This window comes from Methanoregula sp. (assembly GCF_002835825.1).
In the GTDB taxonomy this organism is placed as follows: Archaea; Halobacteriota; Methanomicrobia; order Methanomicrobiales; family Methanospirillaceae; genus Methanoregula.
In genome coordinates, this window is sequence record NZ_PIZH01000633.1 from 1 (window position 1) to 1,200 (window position 1,200).

A 1,200-nucleotide genomic window follows, 5' to 3' on the forward strand; every position below is an offset into this window, starting at 1 on the left:
GGTTCGGATCATTCATGATCCTGAGATACGCTTCCGGGATCCAGACCGTTTCTGATACATTGCCATATATGGTGACTTCTTTTTCCGCTGCCTGTGCACCGCGATAGACCGATCCATCGACCGGGATCCGTAAGATGAGGCGTTTGTCCTGAAAGAGGAATTCCTTTTCCGGGTAGAGAAGTGTCTGACCTTCATCGATTGGAGTAATTTGGGGGTAAACGACGGTCCCCGGCAGGTGAATAAAACGGTCGAGACAACCGGACGAAAAAAAAAGGGCAGAGAATACAAGGCTCAAAATCAGGATCAATCGGGTGCTATGCCAGGCGCACTCCCCTGATGCATCGGTGTTTGCGGGCATGGGCACCTCACAGGATCTCTCTCAGATGACCAATGGAATCGAGGATATAATCCGGTATTATACCGGAACTGGCCACAGCTTCATTCCGGTATTTTCCGGTTTTCACAAGTACTCCCCGCATGCCTGCCTCCCGGGCCCCTCCGATATCAGTTGTGATATCATCCCCAATCATCAGTGTTTCTTCGGGCCGGGCTCCCATATCACTCAGAGCGAGCGCGAAGAAATTTCCGGAGGGCTTCCCTACTACCCGGGCACAGGTGCTCGTTGCATACTCCAGGGCAGCCACAAAAGGCCCCGCCGAAAGCATGAGCCCGTTCTCTCCCATCCAGTACCGGTCCCGTTCCAGAGCAATCAATCCGGCGCCATCAAGGATTAAACGCATCGCCTTCGTGAGGTTGCCGTAGGTGAAATTATCCCCGGCATCTCCGATTATTACCCCGTCTGCATCAGTATCAGCACTTTTGATTTCCGCTTCTGCAAAATCATTGTCCACATCACCTGTGGTCAGTAAGAAGCAGCGGGTATATCCTTCATTGCGAATCAGGGATATTGCCGCGATGGCAGGGGTGAAGATATGTGATACGGGAATCGAAAAACCCAGCCTGTCCAGGCGCGCCGCGATGGTTGTCCTGCTCTTCCGGGTTGTGTTGGATACGAAACGATAGGGATATCCCTGCTCATCTAACATTGCAATGGTTTCGGTTGCACCGGAGATCGCATGATCTCCTACATACAGCACTCCGTCGAGATCGATCAGGAACGCCTTTGTATCCATGCCTCGGCACCCATGCGAATGAAATGGCGTAACAGTGTGCCACACAAACCGATGCTCTGACCCAGGT

2 protein-coding genes are annotated in these 1,200 nt (G+C 52.5%); both read right to left on the minus strand.

Annotated features, from left to right (window positions below; all coding sequences use genetic code 11):
- A partial coding sequence (locus CW742_RS13990; RefSeq protein ID WP_292421432.1) for a hypothetical protein occupies positions 1-295 on the minus strand: 295 nt, incomplete at its 3' end.
- A gap of 70 nt (positions 296-365) precedes the next feature.
- Complete coding sequence (locus CW742_RS13995; protein ID WP_292421436.1) at positions 366-1,133, minus strand: TIGR01458 family HAD-type hydrolase; 768 nt, start codon at positions 1,131-1,133, stop codon at positions 366-368.
- Positions 1,134-1,200 lie beyond the last annotated feature (67 nt).

Excerpts from the sequence above, each read along its gene's own strand:
- CW742_RS13995 (WP_292421436.1), bottom strand. The coding sequence starts at position 1,133 with ATGGATACAAAGGCGTTCCTGATCGATCTCGACGGAGTGCTGTATGTA.